Source organism: Bordetella genomosp. 11 (assembly GCF_002261215.1).
Classification (GTDB): Bacteria; Pseudomonadota; Gammaproteobacteria; order Burkholderiales; family Burkholderiaceae_B; genus Bordetella_C.
Map to the genome: position 1 here is coordinate 2,290,188 of NZ_NEVS01000004.1, position 16,573 is coordinate 2,306,760.

Here is a 16,573-nt window from a genome sequence, read left to right on the forward strand (position 1 = left end):
GGAAACCGACATGTTCGATGTGCTGGGCATCGTCCCGACCTCCGACACGCGAGCCATCCGTCGCGCGTATGCCGCCGCCCTTAAACAGATCGACCAGCAAAGCCAACGCGACGCGTTCGAACAGCTGCGTGCCGCCTACGAATGGGCGCTGAAGTGGGCGGAAAGGCATTCCGCGACGCCCGCCAGTCCCGCGGACGGAAAGGACGCGGGTGCCGACACAATACTCCCGTCGCCCGCGGCAAACGCGCCGCCGGCCCCGGTCGTTCCCCCCGAGACAGGCGATACCCGGCCATTCGCTGACGACGCCACGGACCTCCCCGCGCACGCGTCGGGAACGCGCCCCCCGCCCATCGACTTTTCCTTGCGGTCGCCCATGCAGTCCATGGCGCTACGCCAGGCCGCCGCGGAAGAAAGCCGCAATGCCCTGCGCCGGCGGGCGAAGGCGATCGACCACTGGGTCGCCGAATTGATGCGCGCGCCCGCGCGGGACATTCCGGAACAATGGCGGCGCGCCATGGCCGACCCGGATTTACAGCATTTGGAAGCGACGGGGGCGTTCTCGGATGCATTGCTGCGGGCCCTGGCGGCGAATCCGGAGGGCAAAATGAGCCTGTACCGGGAGGCCGCGGAACGCTTCGATTGGGCCCAGATCGGGCCGGGTGACGACAACAAGCCAGAGCGGCAATGGCTGCAGCAGGTCATCCACGAAGGCGGCATCCTGCGCCGGCAAACCCCACGCGTGCACAAGGCCCATGAACGCGCGATCGCCGAGATGCTGCGCAGCCCGGAGCCGAGTCGCCGCAAGGCGCGCAAGTTTGGACCGCACGTACAGACGATGTGCGTTCGCATGCAATCCTGGCTGACGCTCCAGGTGCCGCGAGGCGTACAGCGCAGTTGGCAACGGGTGATCGCCGAGACGCCACGCTACGGATTCTGGGGATCCATGCGAAGGCGGTTGGCATGGGCCTGGATGCTGCTCGTCGCCTGCAACCTCGTCTATCACTTGTTCACGCAGGAGGACACGCGCGGCAGCTCGCGTCCGCGCGGTGGACCGAACCCCAGCCATGCCGTCTCGTCGGTACTTGCCCCCTACAAGGAACAGCCCAATCTCGCATTCAGTAAAAAGGAACCTATCGCACCCGATGGCAGGCAGCCGCCGGAGCCCTCCTTCGATGGGTCGGCCGCCGCAGTCACAGGTCTCGCACACTACACGATCGACATCCCGGGCGACCATGGAAAACCGCCTGGCCGCCTGTCGCTTACCTTTCCCTTCCCCGCATATCCACCCATCGCTCGTCGCCTGCAAGAGGAAGGGGAAGTGCACGTCCGCGTGCTGATCAACCACGAGAAAAAGCTGATCGCCACCTTGGCGCGGTCATCCGGCCACGCCGACCTGGACCAGGCGGCGCTGCAGGCGGCGCGCGGCATACGCGTAACCGGGGATGCGCCGCCGCCGACGGGGATCAGCGCAGTGATACCGTTCGCATTCAACCTGCGGCGCTAGCATTACCGCCGCACGGCCGACCTGCCGCGCGTCCGCGCGGATGCTTGCGCCCGCAAGGGACGGCAGGCCGCCAGGCCAGGACCTGGCCCTGGCCCCGGCCGCCGCTTAACGATTCACCAGCTTGGCGGGCTGCGCCAATGCCACCAGCGCGCCCACGCAGAGGCATGCCGCGAGCACATAGATGCCGCTATTGGTCGAACCCGTCGTGTCCTTCAGCCAGCCCACCAGATACGGGCTGATAAAGCCGGCCAGATTGCTGACGGAATTGATCAGCGCGATACCGGCGGCGGCAGCCGTACCGCCCAGCACGGCGGTCGGCAGGCTCCAGAACAGGGGCAGCACCGTGCAGATCCCCACATTGGCAACCGTCAGCGCGGCGATCGCGATCCAGGTATTGCCCGCGTACAAGGCGGAGAACACCAGCCCCGCCGCGCCGATCAGGGACGGCACCGCCAGATGCCAGCGGCGCTCATGCTTGCGGTCCGAACTGCGTGAAATCAGGACCATGCCGATCACCGCGAACAGGTTCGGCACTGCCGTCAGCAAGCCTATGGTCAACGGATCCTGCACGCCGGTATTGCGAACCAGCGTAGGCATCCAGAAGCCGACCCCGTACAAGCCCATCACGAAGGAAAAATAGATGCTTGCCATGGCCCAGACGCGCGGCTTGGTCATGGCCTCGCGGATGGGCGGATCCTGCTTCTCTTTTTCCTCGGCCTCGATGTTGCGTGCCAGCGTCGCGCGTTCGCTTTCGGTCAGCCATTTCGCCTGGCTGACACGGTCGTCCAGGAACACCAGCACGATCAGGCCGATGATCACCGACGGGATGCCTTCCAGGATGAACAGCCACTGCCAGCCGGCCATGCCGTGGTCGCCATGGAAGGTATGCATGATCCAACCCGAAATCGGGCCGCCGATCAGGCCGGACAAGGGCACGGCGGTCATGAAGAACGTGGTGATCCGGCCGCGGCGCGCGTGCGGAAACCAGTACGTCAGGTACAGGATAATGCCGGGGAAGAAGCCGGCCTCGGCCAGGCCCAGCAGGAACCGCAGCAGGTAGAACATGCCGGGCGTGGTCACGAAAATCATGGCCGACGAGATGATGCCCCAGGTGATCATGATGCGCGCGATCCAACGGCGCGCGCCGACGCGATGCAGGATGATGTTGCTGGGCACTTCGAAAATGAAATAGCCCAGGAAGAAAATCCCCGCGCCCAATCCGTAGACGGTGTCGCTGAACTGCAGATCCTGCAGCATCTGCAGCTTTGCGAAGCCGACGTTCACGCGATCCAGGTACGCGACCACGTAGCAAAGCACCAGAAAAGGCACGATGCGCAGCGTCACCTTGCGGTAAAGCGGGTCTTCCGCGCTGGCGGGTAGTGCCGAAGCACCGGGGTTGATGACCGTTTCCATTCGTCTCCTCCGTATCGGATGGTTGTACCGCCGGGTGGCGGCCCGCGCTTGTCGTCGCGACGCGCGCCGGCATTATGTGGCCGCGCGGCAAGGCTTGCGCGGCTCTGTAAACCCCGCAGCCTAGACGGCGCAAACTGACTTAAACCTGAACATAATCCAGGCACGGGGACGCATCCTTCGCCGCATGGCCGGCGTTGCCCCCGGCCACGTTCCTTCCGGGCCCCGGCACGTCGCGCCGGCGCCGTTCCAAACGGGCGGACGGCGCCTGAAGTCCAGGCTGCCCCCGTGCATTCCGCTTGCCGCGGGTGGTCCCGAGGCAGGCAGGCTAAAATGTCAGGTTTTCGAAATTCAAGCCAGGAAGCACCATGGAAGCCGAACGTCAGAACCAGATCGCCGCCCGACTCGCCGACTACGCCGAGCGCGAAAAGGCGCTACGGAGGTATCTTTGACTACGATGCCAAGTCCGAGCGCCTGCAAGTCGTAAACGCGGAACTTGAAAACCCCGACGTCTGGAACGATCCCAAGCACGCCCAGGACCTGGGCCGCGAAAAGAAAAGCCTGGAAGATGTCGTGGAAACGCTGTCCGCGCTGGGCAGCGGCCTGGCGGACGCCGCCGAACTCTTCGAACTGGCGGCCGGCGATGAAGACGACGCCACCCTGCTTTCCATCGAAGCGGATGCCGACGCGTTCCAGGAAAAGCTGGAAGGCCTGGAATTCCGCCGCATGTTCTCGAATCCGGCCGACCCGCTGAACTGCTTCCTGGATATCCAGGCCGGCGCCGGCGGCACCGAAGCTCAGGACTGGGCATCGATGCTGTTGCGGCAGTACCTGAAATACTGCGAACGCAAGGGCTTCAAGGCCGAAGTCCTGGAAGAGTCGGAAGGCGAAGTCGCCGGCATCAAGTCCGCCACCATCAAGATCGAGGGCGAGTACGCCTTCGGCTACCTGCGCACGGAAACCGGGGTGCACCGCCTGGTGCGCAAGAGTCCGTTCGACTCCTCGGGCGGCCGCCACACCTCCTTCGCCAGCGTGTTCGTGTATCCCGAGATCGACGACTCGTTCGAAATCGAGATCAACCCGGCGGACCTGCGCGTCGATACCTACCGGGCCAGCGGCGCCGGCGGCCAGCACATCAACAAGACCGACTCCGCGGTTCGTATCACGCATATGCCGACGGGCATCGTCGTGCAGTGCCAGAACGACCGTTCGCAGCACCGCAACCGCGCCGAAGCCATGCAGATGCTGAAGTCGCGCCTGTACGAACTGGAAATGCGCAACCGGATGGCCGAGCAGCAAAAGCTGGAAGACTCCAAGACCGATGTCGGCTGGGGTCACCAGATCCGCTCCTACGTGCTGGACCAGAGCCGGATCAAGGACCTGCGCACCAACGTGGAAATCTCGAATACCCAGAAGGTCCTGGACGGCGACCTCGACCCGTTCATCCAGGCCAGCCTGAAACAGGGCGTCTGACCCCTGCCGCTCCGCTTCTCCCACCCACTGACGCACGCGTATAAAAGGCCATCCCATGACCCATTCCGTAGTCGTTCTGACCGGCGCTTCCCGCGGTATCGGCGCCGCCCTGGCCCGCCAACTGGCGAAATCCGGCACCCGCCTGATCACCCTGGCGCGCCGCCAGGATGCCGAACTGGCGGCTTATGCTTCGGCCCAGGGCGCGGAACTGGAGCAGATTGCCGTCGACTTGTCCGACACCGCGGCGGCCACCGCGGTAGCGGCGCGGGTGGCCGAAGGCCTGCCGCGCGACGCCAGGCGCTACGTGCTGATCAATAACGCCGGCACCGTCGCCCCGGTCTCGCCGGTCGACGACCTGAACGATGCCGCCGCCATCACCCAGGCCCTCAACCTGAACGTCATCGCGGTCATGCTGCTGACGTCGCGCTTCCTGGCCGCGACACGCGGCCTGCCGGCCGACCGGCGCGTCCTGAACATATCTTCCGGCGCCGGGCGCAATCCCACCGCCGGCTGGGGCGTTTACTGCGCGACCAAGGCGGCGCTGGACATGTACACGCGCGTCGCCCGGCAGGAAGAGGATGCCCACGGTGCGAAGTTCGTTTCGCTGGCGCCCGGCGTCGTCGATACCGACATGCAGGGTGTGATCCGCTCCAGCGATCCCGCCGCCTTCCCCGCCCTGCCCCGTTTCAAGGACCTGCATGCCGGCGGCAAGCTGGCCGCGCCGGCCGATGTGGCCGCGCGCATCGCCGCCTATCTCGAACGCGAAGACTTCGGCACGACCGAAATCGACGACATCCGCAATTACAACTGACCCGCATCATGACCGATACTTCGACCGCCCCCGTCGCGCAGGACGAAAACCGGCTGATCGCCGAACGGCGAACCAAGCTGGCCAAGCTGCGCGAAAGCGGCCCCGCCTACCCGAACGACTTCACGCCTGACGCCCGCGCCGCCGACCTGCACGCCCAATACGATGGTTCCGACCAGGACGCCCTGGCCGCCCTGGGCAAGGTCGCCAAGGTGGCCGGCCGCATGATGCTCAAGCGCGTCATGGGCAAGGCAAGCTTCGCCACGGTGCAGGACGCGACCGGCCGCATCCAGATCTACCTGGATCGCGGCGTGCTCGGGGAAGACAGCTATACGGCCTTCAAGCAATGGGATATCGGCGACCTGATCGCGGTCGAAGGCACGGTTTTCAAGACCAACAAGGGCGAGTTGTCCATCCACGCGACGCAGGCTCGGTTGTTGTCGAAGTCCCTGCGCCCGCTGCCGGACAAGTTCCACGGCGTCGCGGACACGGAACTGCGCTATCGCCAGCGCTATGTCGACCTCATCATGACCGAGGACACGCGGCGCACATTCGAGGCCCGCAGCAAGACCATAGGCGCGATCCGCCAGTACATGCTGGATGCGGGCTTCCTGGAAGTCGAAACCCCGATGCTGCACCCCATCCCGGGCGGCGCCGCGGCCAAGCCTTTCGTGACCCACCACAACGCGCTGGACATGGAAATGTTCCTGCGCATCGCGCCCGAGCTCTATCTCAAGCGCTTGATCGTCGGCGGTTTCGAACGCGTCTTCGAAGTCAACCGCAACTTCCGCAACGAAGGGGTCAGCCCGCGCCATAACCCCGAATTCACCATGATGGAGTTCTACGCCGCGTACACCGATTACCGCTGGCTCATGGACTTCACGGAGCAATTGATCCGCCAGGCGGCGGTTGCCGCCACGGGCAGCGCGGTGTTGACCTACCAGGGGCGCGAGCTGGATCTCGGCCAGCCGTTCGATCGCCTGACCATCTGCGAGGCCATCCTGAAGTACGCGCCGGACTATACCCAGGCGCAATTGGACGACGCGGCCTTCCTGCGCGCGGAACTGAAGAAGCTGAAAGTCGACGTGGACTCCGCCCCGCTGTCCCGCGCCGGGCTGGGAGCGCTGCAGCTCGCGCTTTTCGAGGAAACGGCCGAAGCGCTGCTGTGGAATCCCACCTACATCGTCGACTATCCGGTGGAAGTCTCGCCGCTGGCACGGGCGTCCGACTCGCGTCCCGGCATCACGGAACGCTTCGAACTGTTCATCACGGGCCGTGAAATCGCCAACGGCTTCTCGGAACTGAACGACCCGGAAGACCAGGCCGAACGCTTCCGCGCCCAGGTCGAGGCCAAGGACGCCGGCGACGAGGAAGCGATGTACTACGACGCCGACTACATCCGCGCGCTCGAATACGGCATGCCGCCGACCGGCGGTTGCGGCATCGGCATCGACCGGCTGGTCATGCTGCTGACCGACAGCCCGAGCATACGCGACGTCATTCTGTTCCCCCACCTGCGGCGCGAAGACTGATTCCGGCGGCATCGCGCAGCGCGACGGCTTGCGCCCAGCGCCGCGCCACCGCCGGGGACGTCGCGCACGCGGCGACCCGCGTGACCACGCGCACCGCCCGCTCGAGCAGCTGGATATCGGCCTCGTGCTGGCGTGCGACGTGCGGGTCCTCGAAGAAAATCACCCGCTGGCACTGGCGCTCCAGTACGAGCTCCGCGATCTGCGCGTCCCCGCCCAAAGGCCCGCTAAGGTAGCGATGCGTCCACGGCCGGTCCCTGGGCCAACCGCGCGACCACGCCAGGTCGTTCAAGCGGCCACCTGTCGTGCCCGTGGCGACCCGCCTGCGAAAGCGTGACAGGATATCGAAATGCTCGTCCGCGAAGGCCACCATCTCGTCCTTCAGCGCATCGTGCGCGACCAATGCCAGGGTCTGCGCCGCAAAGTCGAATAGCTCGGACGCGCCTGGATCCGGGGCCAGCCCCGCATGCAACCGCTCCACTTCCACCCACTCGCGCGCCCCGGCCAACGTGGAGATAAAAGGCTTGCCGTGCGTCACGCACTGGCGCTTCAGGGCTTGTGCCTCCGGAAACACGGAAGACGGGTCGACCGGATCGATAAGATAGATCGCCCCATCGAAAGGGACGGTTCCATCGCGGCCTTCCGTTACCCGGGCAACCAGCTTCATCAGCCCGCCCTCGCGGCCGTAGGGATAGCGGATCAGGCCGGCATAGCCCTGGAGCATACCCTCGCGGGAGATCGCGTCATGAGTGCGCCCGACGGTATACAGGTGCATGCCCAGCTCGCGGATGCTGGCCGAACAGGCGCGCAGCCAATCGAAGAGTATGGCGTCGGGGGTCTCGTGATGCAGCCTGTTGGCGGCCAGGCCGAAATGCAGGATGGAATTGGACATGGCGGACAATGGAAAACGGGGCAGCTACGGATAATACCGCCGCCGCCCCGCTCTTACTGTGTCAGCCGTGTAGAACTTCAGGCCGCTTCGTCGATCCAGGCCTGCTGGATCGCTTCCAGGATTTTCTCGCCACAGTGCTTGGGATCGTCGTCAAAATCCGGCAGTGCCAGTACCAGGTCGCGCAGCGCCGTGAAACGGACCTGGGCCGGATCGATATCCGGATGCCCATCGGCCAGCGCCGCCGCGATATCGTGAATATCGGTCCACTTCATCAGTGGTTCTCCTTGGCGTGATTGATGGTGTAGCGCGGGATCTCGACCGTGACGTCCTGGCCGGCAAGCTTGGCCTGGCAGGACAGGCGCGAGGTCGATGTCAGGCCCCAGGCCTTGTCGAGCAAATCCTCTTCCATATCGCTGGCCTCGCCCAGCGATTCGTACCCTTGGCGCACAATCACGTGGCAGGTGGTACACGCACACGATAGCTCGCAGGCATGTTCGATCTCGACCTCGTGATCCAGCAGGACACGGCAGATCGACACCCCACTGGGGGCATCCTCGATGACTTTACCTTCGGGACAAACATCGGGATGCGGCAATACGGTCAGTTTCGGCATGATGGCAACAGATATAAACGACCCGTCAGGTCAACTCATCGAGCTTGCGGCCAGACAGCGCCCGGCGGATGCTGCGGTCCATGCGGTTCGCCGCGAAGGACTCCGTCGATTCGGATAATTCATGCACCGCGGCGCGCACCTCGTCGACGTTCTCACTGTCGCGCGCGGCCTCGGCGCGTTCCAATGCCGCATCCACGCGCTCGCGCTCCGACGGCTCCAGCAGATCGCCATCGACGGCCAGCGCCGCGCGTACCGATTCCGCCAATTGGCGCGCCTCTACCTGCTGTTCGCGCAGCATGCGCGCCCGCGCATCGGCATCCGCCTGGTCGATGCTGTCGGCCAGCATCCGGGTGATCTCATCGTCGGAGAGCCCGTAGGAGGGTTTCACCGTCACGGAGGATTCCACGCCCGTGCTCTGCTCGCGGGCGGTCACGCTAAGCAGGCCATCGGCGTCGACCTGGAAGGTCACGCGGATGCGCGCGGCACCCGCCACCATGGGGGGAATACCGCGCAATTCGAACCGCGCCAGCGAGCGGCAGGCGGATACGAGCTCGCGTTCGCCCTGCACCACGTGGATGCTCATCGCGCCCTGGCCATCCTTGAAGGTGGTGAATTCCTGAGCACGCGCAACGGGGATGGTGCTGTTGCGCGGGATGATGCGTTCGACCAGCCCTCCCATCGTTTCCAGCCCCAGGGACAGCGGAATGACGTCCAGCAGCAGCCAGTCCTCGCCCGGCGCGCGATTGCCCGCCAGCAGGTTGGCCTGCAGCGCCGCACCCAGCGCCACCACTTGATCGGGATCGAGATCGGTAAGCGGCGGTTGGCCGAACAGCTCGCCCACGGCGCGGCGTACCACCGGCATACGGGTGGCGCCCCCCACCATGACCACCCCTCGCACCTGCGCGGTCGTCAGGTCGGCATCGCGCAACGCGCGGCGCGCACAGGCCAACGTACGCTCGATCAATGGCGCGGCAAGGCTCTCGAACTGGTCCCGCGTCAGCGGCGCATCCACCGCGGTTCCATCCTGCAGCTGGAAACTTACCGTGGTTTCCGTCGCGTCGGACAAGCGTTCGCGGGCCGCTCGCGCGGCCACCAACAAGGCGCGCCGGTCGTGGCGGGACCAGCGGTCCGAATCCGCCACGGCTGCCATGACGCGCTGGGCGATCAAGGCATCGAAATCGTCGCCACCCAGGGCGGTGTCGCCGCCCGTGGCAACGACTTCGAATACGCCCTTGGTCAGCCGCAGTATGGAAACGTCGAACGTGCCGCCCCCCAGGTCGTACACCGCATATACGCCTTCCGAGGCATTCTCCAACCCGTAGGCGATGGCGGCGGCCGTGGGTTCGTTCAACAAGCGGAGTACATTCAGCCCGGCCAGGCGCGCCGCGTCGCGGGTGGCTTGCCGCTGGGCATCGTCGAAGTAAGCGGGAACCGTGATCACCGCGCCCACCAGCTCGTCGCCCAGCGCCGCCTGTGCCTGGGCGCGCAGGCGCGCCAGGATCTGCGCCGACGCTTCCACCGGGCTGATATCGCCCTGCGCGGTGCGCAGGCGCACCATGCCCGGCGCATCGACGAAATCGTAGCCTGCACCGGATGCACGTGCCTCGTCGGCCGTACGCCCCATGAAGCGCTTCACCGACACGATGGTATTGGAGGGGTCTTCGGCCTGGGCGGCCAGGGCCTCATGGCCGACGACGGGTTCGCCGTGCGCAAGATACCGCACCGCCGAAGGCAACAGCGCGCGGCCATCCTCGTCCCGCAGAACCTCCGGCACGCTGCTGCGTACCGTGGCGACCAGCGAGTTCGTCGTGCCCAGGTCTATCCCGACCGCAAGCTTGCGTTCGTGCGGCGCGGGAGATTCACCCGGTTCAGAAATCTGCAGTAAAGCCATGGTTGGGATTTATAAGTGTGTGAATGGCGGCAGACCCGCTGCCGGCCCGTCCGGCGGTGGAGGACACCTAGTCGGTGGCCTGGGCCAGTTCCTGGAGCAGTTTGCGCACGAACATCCATTCGCGGATCTTCGTGGCGGCGCCGGCCGGGTCGTTCTGATCGTCCAGCAGGCGGGACACCTCTCGCTGAAAGGCCGCCTCCGCGTCCTGCAGCTCGGCGCGCAGCGTACTGGTGGCCGTCCCCGCCCCGCCCTGCTCGCGCACGTCGTCCAGCATCTCGCGCCAAGTCATTTGCTGCATCAGGAAATCGGCGTCCATGGACGTATTGCTTTCCGTCTGCAGATCGACCCCGGCCTGTTCGCACAGGTAGCGCGCCCGCAGCAAAGGATCGCGCAATTGCCGGTATGCCTCGTTCGCGCGGGCCGACCATTGCATCGCCACCCGCCGTTCGGCCGGGGACGCTGTCGCATAGCGATCGGGGTGCACCCGGGCCGCGACGGCGCGCCACGCCTGTTCGAGCGCTCCGGCATCGATCTGGAACCGCGCCGGCAGGCCGAACAGCGAAAAATGATCGTCGACGGCTGCCAAGGCTTACACCGTGAAAGACTCGCCGCAGCCGCAGGTCGCCTTCTCGTTGGGATTGTGGAACTTGAACCCTTCGTTCAACCCTTCGCGGGCATAGTCGAGCTCGGTTCCATCGATATACGCCAGGCTTTTCGGGTCGACGAACACCTTCACTCCATGGCTTTCGAAGACCTGGTCGGCGACATCCGGCTCATCCACGTATTCCAGCTTGTATGCCATACCGGAACAGCCGGTGGTCCTGACGCCCAGGCGCAAGCCCACCCCTTTGCCGCGGCGCTGCAGATATCGGCTGATGTGGTTCGCCGCTTGAGGAGTCAGCGTGACGGCCATATCAGCTCCGCGTGTGCTTTTCTTTGTAATCCTTGACGGCCGCCTTGATCGCGTCTTCCGCCAGGATGGAACAGTGGATCTTCACGGGCGGCAGGGCCAGCTCTTCGGCGATCTGCGTATTGCGGATACTCATCGCCTCGTCCAGCGTCTTGCCCTTGACCCATTCGGTCACGAGCGAACTGGAAGCAATGGCCGAGCCGCAGCCGTAGGTCTTGAACCGCGCGTCTTCGATGACGCCGCTGGCATTGACCTTGATCTGCAGCTTCATCACGTCGCCACAGGCCGGCGCACCGACCATGCCGGTGCCGACGGAAGCGTCGCCCTTTTCGAAAGAGCCCACGTTACGCGGGTTTTCGTAGTGATCCAGAACTTTTTCGCTATATGCCATGATTTTTCTCCACTTCGCCAGGCGAAGGTATTTCTAACAGGAGGGCGCCGTGCGGCCGGCGTCCCGCCGGTGTGTCTATCAGTGCGCCGCCCACTGCACGCTATTCAAATCGACGCCTTCCTTGGCCATTTCCCACAAGGGCGACATATCGCGCAACTTGCCGACCCGTTTCTTCAGCAGATCGACCGTGAAGTCGATTTCCTGTTCGGTCGTGAAGCGGCCGATCGTAAAGCGGATGGAGCTATGCGCCAACTCATCGTTGCGGCCCAGCGCGCGCAGCACGTAAGACGGCTCCAGGCTGGCGGACGTACAGGCCGACCCGCTCGACACAGCCAATTCCTTCACGGCCATGATCAGCGACTCGCCTTCCACGTAATTGAAACTGACATTCAGGTTGTGCGGCACGCGGCGGTCCATGTCGCCGTTCAGATAGACCTCTTCGATCTCCGACAGGCCGGCCCAGAGGCGGTCTCGCAACATGCGGATGCGTTCGTTTTCCGTGCCCATTTCTTCGCGCGCCAGCCGGAAGGCTTCACCCATCCCGACGATCTGGTGCGTGGGCAGCGTGCCCGAGCGAAAACCGCGTTCGTGGCCACCGCCATGCATCTGCGCCTCGATCCGCACCCGCGGCTTGCGCCGCACATACAAGGCGCCGATACCCTTGGGACCATAGGTCTTGTGGGCGGAGAACGACATCAGGTCGACCTTGAGTTTTTGCAGGTCGATTTCCACCTTGCCGGTCGCCTGCGCGGCGTCGACATGGAAAATGATATTGCGTTCGCGGCAGATCTCGCCCAGGGTTTCGATATCCTGGATGACGCCGATTTCGTTATTGACCATCATCACCGACACCAGCACCGTGTCGGGCCGCAAGGTCGCCTTGAACACGTCCAGGTCGATCAATCCGTTATCCATCACGTCGAGGTACGTGACTTCGAACCCCTGGCGCTCCAGTTCACGCGTGGTATCCAGAACAGCCTTGTGCTCTGTCTTGACCGTAATGATGTGCTTGCCGCGTTCCTTATAGAAATTCGCGGCGCCCTTGATCGCCAGGTTGTCCGATTCGGTGGCACCCGACGTCCAGATAATCTCGCGGGGATCGGCATTCACCAGTTTGGCGACTTCCTCGCGGGCGCGTTCCACCGCATCCTCCGCTTCCCAGCCTATCGAATGGCTGCGCGAAGCGGGGTTGCCGAAGTTTTCGTACAGCCACGGCACCATTTTTTCCACCACGCGCGGATCGACGGGCGTCGTGGCGGAATAGTCGAGGTAAATGGGACGGTTGGTCATGTTCGTACAGCTCCTGGTTTTCTTATACGGTGGCGGACGCGCCCGGCTGCGCCGCGCTGGTACATGGGCTGACAACGCCGGCACCGTTGGTCATGCGGTTGACTCGCACCGTGCCGTTTTGCGCCTGGTTATTCGCTTCCTGAAGCTGGCGGACACGCTGCTGGTCCACAAGGTCCTGCAAGGACACGGAATCCAGGTAGTCGACCATCTTGCGATTAAGGGTGGCCCAGAGCTCGTGCGTCATGCACTTTCCGGATTTGCCATCCTTGCCGCTCGTACAGTCCTGCTTGCCGCCACAACTGGTGGCGTCCAGCGGCTCGTCGACGGCGAAAATGATGTCGGCGACCGTAACATTACGGGCCAGTCGCGCCAGGGAGTACCCGCCACCCGGACCACGCACGCTGTCGACCAGTTCGTGGCGCCGCAGCTTGCCGAACAGTTGTTCCAGGTAGGAAAGGGAGATGTTTTGGCGCTGGCTGATGGCCGCCAGCGTAACCGGCCCGCTGTGCTGACGCATGGCGAGGTCGATCATGGCGGTCACGGCGAAACGTCCTTTAGTAGTCAGCCGCATATCGAGGTTTCCTGTTTAGCCAGTAGGCCCGGCAAGCCGGGATCCAATACCTGAGTAATTGCCTCAAGTATAGCCTATTCCCGACTAATTTGCTATGAAACCCTGCGGCCGATAGGGCCGGGAAGCAGGCCGGCACGAGGGCGGGCCCGGGCGGAACGCCCTGCCGGACGGACCGTTAAAAAACCGCCCGGGGGCGGCTTAAACAACGGGGACAACGGGGACAACGGTAACAACGACAACACGGACAAGGCACCGCGATCGTCCATGCCCCGCCAGCGAGGCTGGCACCCCAAAAATGACACCGGACGCCACTAAGGCGACCGCACGAATCCCCGGCTAGACGTACAACTGCCCACCGAAAAGGCGGGCAGTCGCTCTACCATGGGGTGGCGCCAGCCAGAGCTGACGCAAACCCCGTGAATCAAGCCGCCTGGTATTGGGTGGCGCGCTTGCGCACCAACTCCAGCACGCCCTGACAGGCGTCTTCCAGGTAGTCGAGTACCTTGCCGAAACCTTCGGGGCCGCCATAGTAAGGATCGGGAACCGTGGCTTCCTCGAACTCGTTGGCGAACCGCATCAGTAACATCAGCTTGTGCTGGTAAGCCTTCGGACACTGCTGTTGCAGCGCAGAAAGGTTTTCCCAGTCCATCGCCAGAATGAGATCGAATTCACGGAAATCGTCGGGCGTGACCTGACGCGCCTCGCAATGCGTGATTTCATAGCCGCGCTTCCGGGCAGCGGCCTGAGCCCGGGCATCTGGGGCTTCGCCAATATGGAAGGCATGCGTACCGGCGGAATCTATCCGCACGACATCGCCCAGCCCGGCATCATTGACCAGCCGGCGGAACACGCCTTCTGCGCTCGGCGAGCGGCAGATGTTGCCCATGCAAACGAAAAGTACCTTGGTCATCATGCTTGATAGTCTGCGGGAAAACCCGCAAGGAGGCAAGCTTTTTTTCAGTACAAAGGCACTATCCGGACAAAAGTCAAACGACTAAAAAATCCAGCCGATTTAGGGACTTATAGGGTAAACCTAATAATGCTATTGAACATCCCTAAATCAATTCCGGCACCAATTCAATGGTAGGCGACGCGGCGTTGCAACACGAAATCATGTCGGCGCCATGTCACCGCCGTGACACGGCTGCGACAGCGGTACCGCATGCGGATTTCCGCTCCGGCGCGCCCGCCTTCCGATCGACAACAAAAAGGGACGGTTAGCGCGCACCGTCCAGCAGCACCCGCTCCTTCAAGGCATTCAGCGCGTCGCGGGCCGCCGCGGCCTGCTCGAACTCGAGATTGCGGGCGTGATCCATCATCAGCTTCTCCAGGCGGCGGATTTCCCGCGCCAGCGCTTTTTCGTCGGTCAACAATTCCGCAGGCAGCGCGTCCTCGACCGTCGAGTGATGGACAGGCGCCACGACGCCATCGATCAGCTCCCTGACGGCCTTCTGCACCCCCTTGGCGGTAATCCCGTGCTCCAGATTGAACTCCTCCTGCTTTTTGCGCCGGCGTTCGGTTTCGCCGATGGCGCGATGCATGGAATCGGTTATCCGGTCCGCATAGAGAATGGCCCGGCCATTCAGGTTCCGTGCCGCCCGTCCGATTGTCTGGATCAGACTGCGCTCCGAGCGCAGGAAACCCTCTTTGTCGGCATCCAGGATGGCAACGAGCGACACCTCCGGGATATCCAGCCCTTCGCGCAACAGGTTGATGCCCACCAGTACGTCGAACGTGCCCAGCCGAAGGTCCCGGATAATCTCGACACGCTCCACGGTATCGATATCCGAATGCAGATAACGCACCCGGACGCCGTGTTCGGCCAGGAAGTCGGTCAGGTCTTCGGCCATGCGCTTGGTCAGCGTCGTGACAAGCACCCGGTCGGACTGCGCCACGCGCAGCTTGATCTCGCCCAGCAGGTCGTCCACCTGCGTATGCGCGGGACGCACTTCCACGATGGGGTCCACCAGACCGGTCGGGCGCACCACCTGCTCGACGACATTGTCGGAGTGTTCCTTCTCGTAGGCGGACGGGGTCGCGGACACGAACACGCACTGCCGCATGCGCGCTTCGAATTCCTGCAGTTGCAACGGCCGATTATCCAAGGCGGAGGGCAAGCGGAAGCCGTACTGCACCAGGGTTTCCTTGCGCGAGCGGTCGCCGCGGTACATCCCGCTCAACTGGCCGATGGTGACGTGGCTTTCGTCGATGAACATCAGCGCATCGCCCGGCAGGTAGTCGATCAGCGTAGGCGGCGGCTCGCCCGGCGCGGCACCGGACAAGTGCCGGGAATAATTTTCGATCCCCTTGCAAAAGCCGAGTTCCTGGAGCATTTCCAGATCGAAACGTGTGCGTTGCTCCAGACGCTGGGCCTCGACGAGCTTGCTTTGCGACGTGAAGAACTGCACGCGTTCGCGCAGCTCTTCCTTGATCGTTTCGATGGCCCGCAGCACCGTATCGCGCGGCGTGACGTAATGCGACCCGGGATAAACGGTAAACCGCGGGACCTTCTGGCGCACCTTGCCTGTCAAGGGGTCGAACAGCTCCAGGGTTTCGACTTCGTCGTCGAACAACGTCAGGCGCAGCGCAAGTTCCGCGCTTTCCGCCGGGAAGATGTCGATGGTTTCGCCTCGGACGCGGAATGCGCCGCGCGTGAAGTCCGCATCGTTGCGCGTGTACTGCATGGCCACCAGGCGCGCCAGGATTTCGCGTCGCGAGATGCGGTCGCCGGTGCGCAAAATGAGCACCATGGCATGGTAATCGCCCGGGTTGCCGATACCGTAGATGCACGAGACCGTCCCGACGATGACCGTGTCGCGCCGCTCGAGCAGGCTTTTGGTGGCTGACAGCCGCATCTGCTCGATATGCTCGTTGATCGACGAGTCTTTCTCGATGAACAGATCGCGCGTCGGCACATAGGCCTCGGGCTGGTAGTAGTCGTAGTAGGAAACGAAATACTCGACGGCATTCTTGGGAAAGAATTCGCGCATTTCGGCGTACAGCTGCGCGGCCAGGGTTTTATTGGGCGCCAGAACCAGCGCGGGACGGCCCAGCCTGGCGATCATGTTCGCCATCGTGTACGTCTTCCCCGAACCGGTCACGCCGAGCAGGGTCTGGTACATCAAGCCGTCCCGCACGCCGTCCACCAGCGCGCCGATCGCGCCGGGCTGGTCGCCCGCCGGGGGATAGGGCTGGTAGAGCTGGAACGGGCTGTCCGGAAATTCGACGAATCCAGGTGCGGTCATGCTAGACTGTCTCAGGGTAAACCCCCCATTATCCGCCGCATGTCCG

At 63.9% G+C, this 16,573-nt stretch carries 16 protein-coding genes; 4 read left to right on the top strand and 12 right to left on the bottom strand.

Going from position 1 to position 16,573, the window contains the following annotated elements; genetic code table 11:
- The first annotated feature begins 10 nt into the window (after positions 1–10).
- Positions 11–1,504: an energy transducer TonB gene (locus CAL28_RS17895; RefSeq protein WP_094842627.1), complete on the top strand. Its 1,494-nt coding sequence runs from the start codon at positions 11–13 to the stop codon at positions 1,502–1,504.
- Positions 1,505–1,609: 105 nt separating this feature from the next.
- Here the strand turns inward: CAL28_RS17895 and CAL28_RS17900 are convergent, their stop codons facing one another.
- On the bottom strand, positions 1,610–2,917 hold the full coding sequence (locus CAL28_RS17900; protein ID WP_094842628.1) for an MFS transporter: 1,308 nt from the start codon (positions 2,915–2,917) through the stop codon (positions 1,610–1,612).
- Positions 2,918–3,282: 365 nt separating this feature from the next.
- On the opposite strand from CAL28_RS17900, the gene prfB reads away from it, so the two are divergent.
- The 3 genes from prfB (at position 3,283) to lysS (ending at position 6,727) form a co-directional block, all read left to right on the top strand.
- A protein-coding gene (gene prfB / locus CAL28_RS17905; protein WP_141218210.1) for a peptide chain release factor 2 occupies positions 3,283–4,387 on the top strand; the annotation gives its coding sequence in 2 pieces (ribosomal slippage) (positions 3,283–3,363 and positions 3,365–4,387; 1,104 coding nt in all).
- 55 nt (positions 4,388–4,442) lie between these two features.
- Complete coding sequence (locus CAL28_RS17910; protein WP_094842629.1) at positions 4,443–5,198, top strand: SDR family oxidoreductase; 756 nt, start codon at positions 4,443–4,445, stop codon at positions 5,196–5,198.
- An 8-nt stretch (positions 5,199–5,206) separates the two neighbouring features.
- The gene (lysS, locus tag CAL28_RS17915; protein ID WP_094842630.1) at positions 5,207–6,727 is read left to right on the top strand and encodes a lysine--tRNA ligase; all 1,521 of its coding nucleotides are present in this window, start codon (positions 5,207–5,209) and stop codon (positions 6,725–6,727) included.
- Here lysS and CAL28_RS17920 read toward each other — a convergent pair.
- From CAL28_RS17920 to uvrB, 11 genes are all read right to left on the bottom strand, one after another.
- Positions 6,693–7,616 (bottom strand): methylglyoxal synthase, encoded by a 924-nt coding sequence (locus CAL28_RS17920; RefSeq protein ID WP_094842631.1) that lies wholly within the window; start codon positions 7,614–7,616, stop codon positions 6,693–6,695. The two genes, lysS and CAL28_RS17920, sit on opposite strands and share 35 nt — an antisense overlap.
- A gap of 77 nt (positions 7,617–7,693) precedes the next feature.
- Complete coding sequence (gene iscX, locus CAL28_RS17925; protein ID WP_094842632.1) at positions 7,694–7,888, bottom strand: Fe-S cluster assembly protein IscX; 195 nt, start codon at positions 7,886–7,888, stop codon at positions 7,694–7,696.
- Entirely contained in the window at positions 7,888–8,229 is a 342-nt protein-coding gene (fdx, locus tag CAL28_RS17930) for an ISC system 2Fe-2S type ferredoxin (protein ID WP_094842633.1), read from the bottom strand. Before fdx ends, iscX begins: the two co-directional genes overlap by 1 nt.
- A gap of 25 nt (positions 8,230–8,254) precedes the next feature.
- A complete protein-coding gene (hscA, locus tag CAL28_RS17935; protein WP_094842634.1) occupies positions 8,255–10,120 on the bottom strand; it encodes a Fe-S protein assembly chaperone HscA in 1,866 nt (621 codons plus the stop codon).
- Between the two features lie 67 nt (positions 10,121–10,187).
- The gene (gene hscB / locus CAL28_RS17940; protein ID WP_094842635.1) at positions 10,188–10,706 is read right to left on the bottom strand and encodes a Fe-S protein assembly co-chaperone HscB; all 519 of its coding nucleotides are present in this window, start codon (positions 10,704–10,706) and stop codon (positions 10,188–10,190) included.
- A gap of 3 nt (positions 10,707–10,709) precedes the next feature.
- Positions 10,710–11,033 carry an iron-sulfur cluster assembly protein IscA gene (iscA, locus tag CAL28_RS17945; RefSeq protein WP_094842636.1) on the bottom strand — a complete coding sequence of 108 codons (324 nt, stop codon included), beginning with the start codon at positions 11,031–11,033 and terminating at the stop codon, positions 10,710–10,712.
- Between the two features lies 1 nt (position 11,034).
- The gene (gene iscU, locus CAL28_RS17950) at positions 11,035–11,421 is read right to left on the bottom strand and encodes a Fe-S cluster assembly scaffold IscU (RefSeq protein ID WP_094842637.1); all 387 of its coding nucleotides are present in this window, start codon (positions 11,419–11,421) and stop codon (positions 11,035–11,037) included.
- Between the two features lie 78 nt (positions 11,422–11,499).
- Complete coding sequence (locus CAL28_RS17955; RefSeq protein ID WP_094842638.1) at positions 11,500–12,711, bottom strand: IscS subfamily cysteine desulfurase; 1,212 nt, start codon at positions 12,709–12,711, stop codon at positions 11,500–11,502.
- Between the two features lie 22 nt (positions 12,712–12,733).
- Positions 12,734–13,282 (bottom strand): Fe-S cluster assembly transcriptional regulator IscR, encoded by a 549-nt coding sequence (iscR, locus tag CAL28_RS17960; RefSeq protein WP_094842639.1) that lies wholly within the window; start codon positions 13,280–13,282, stop codon positions 12,734–12,736.
- Positions 13,283–13,703: 421 nt separating this feature from the next.
- Positions 13,704–14,195 (bottom strand): low molecular weight protein-tyrosine-phosphatase, encoded by a 492-nt coding sequence (locus tag CAL28_RS17965; protein WP_066351875.1) that lies wholly within the window; start codon positions 14,193–14,195, stop codon positions 13,704–13,706.
- A gap of 304 nt (positions 14,196–14,499) precedes the next feature.
- Entirely contained in the window at positions 14,500–16,527 is a 2,028-nt protein-coding gene (uvrB, locus tag CAL28_RS17970) for an excinuclease ABC subunit UvrB (RefSeq protein WP_094842640.1), read from the bottom strand.
- Between the last annotated feature and the right edge of the window lie 46 nt (positions 16,528–16,573).

Excerpts from the sequence above, each read along its gene's own strand:
- CAL28_RS17895 (WP_094842627.1), top strand. The coding sequence starts at position 11 with ATGTTCGATGTGCTGGGCATCGTCCCGACCTCCGACACGCGAGCCATC.
- CAL28_RS17900 (WP_094842628.1), bottom strand. The coding sequence starts at position 2,917 with ATGGAAACGGTCATCAACCCCGGTGCTTCGGCACTACCCGCCAGCGCG.
- CAL28_RS17910 (WP_094842629.1), top strand. The coding sequence starts at position 4,443 with ATGACCCATTCCGTAGTCGTTCTGACCGGCGCTTCCCGCGGTATCGGC.
- lysS (WP_094842630.1), top strand. The coding sequence starts at position 5,207 with ATGACCGATACTTCGACCGCCCCCGTCGCGCAGGACGAAAACCGGCTG.
- CAL28_RS17920 (WP_094842631.1), bottom strand. The coding sequence starts at position 7,616 with ATGTCCAATTCCATCCTGCATTTCGGCCTGGCCGCCAACAGGCTGCAT.
- iscX (WP_094842632.1), bottom strand. The coding sequence starts at position 7,888 with ATGAAGTGGACCGATATTCACGATATCGCGGCGGCGCTGGCCGATGGG.
- fdx (WP_094842633.1), bottom strand. The coding sequence starts at position 8,229 with ATGCCGAAACTGACCGTATTGCCGCATCCCGATGTTTGTCCCGAAGGT.
- hscA (WP_094842634.1), bottom strand. The coding sequence starts at position 10,120 with ATGGCTTTACTGCAGATTTCTGAACCGGGTGAATCTCCCGCGCCGCAC.
- iscA (WP_094842636.1), bottom strand. The coding sequence starts at position 11,033 with ATGGCCGTCACGCTGACTCCTCAAGCGGCGAACCACATCAGCCGATAT.
- iscU (WP_094842637.1), bottom strand. The coding sequence starts at position 11,421 with ATGGCATATAGCGAAAAAGTTCTGGATCACTACGAAAACCCGCGTAAC.
- CAL28_RS17955 (WP_094842638.1), bottom strand. The coding sequence starts at position 12,711 with ATGACCAACCGTCCCATTTACCTCGACTATTCCGCCACGACGCCCGTC.
- iscR (WP_094842639.1), bottom strand. The coding sequence starts at position 13,282 with ATGCGGCTGACTACTAAAGGACGTTTCGCCGTGACCGCCATGATCGAC.
- CAL28_RS17965 (WP_066351875.1), bottom strand. The coding sequence starts at position 14,195 with ATGATGACCAAGGTACTTTTCGTTTGCATGGGCAACATCTGCCGCTCG.
- uvrB (WP_094842640.1), bottom strand. The coding sequence starts at position 16,527 with ATGACCGCACCTGGATTCGTCGAATTTCCGGACAGCCCGTTCCAGCTC.